Annotated in this window: 1 protein-coding gene; it reads right to left on the reverse strand. The window is 66.1% G+C overall.

Annotated elements, in window-relative coordinates:
- Positions 1 to 35 precede the first annotated feature (35 nt).
- The coding region (locus GYA94_RS26470) for a helix-turn-helix domain-containing protein (RefSeq protein ID WP_304363552.1) at positions 36 to 366 on the reverse strand (331 nt) is incomplete at its 5' end.

Raw genomic sequence — 366 nt, forward strand, 5'->3', positions numbered from 1 at the left:
CACACAGGCCGCGTCGCGCGTGCGAACTGGGCCTGTCAGCCGAACAAGCTGGCCTCGACGTCAAACCCGGCATCGCGCATCTGCGCCAGTTTGTAGCGCAGGGTGCGCGGGCTGATGCCGAGCCGTTCGGCGGCTTCCTTGCGGCGGCCACGCTCGGCGCGCAGGGTATCGATGATCATCTGGTACTCGTGGCGGCGCATGTCATCCCCCAGGCCGCTGGCTTCAGCGGCGACCGCGGGTAATGGCTCATTGCCAGCTGACAATGGAATGGCGCCTGCCAGACAGAAATCCGCCACTTCAATCACCCCGCCCTGCTGCAGAATCAGCGCCCGCTGCAGGGCGTTGTCCAGTTCACGGACGTTGCCC

The organism is Pseudomonas juntendi (assembly GCF_009932375.1).
GTDB classification, from domain to species: Bacteria; Pseudomonadota; Gammaproteobacteria; order Pseudomonadales; family Pseudomonadaceae; genus Aquipseudomonas; species Aquipseudomonas juntendi.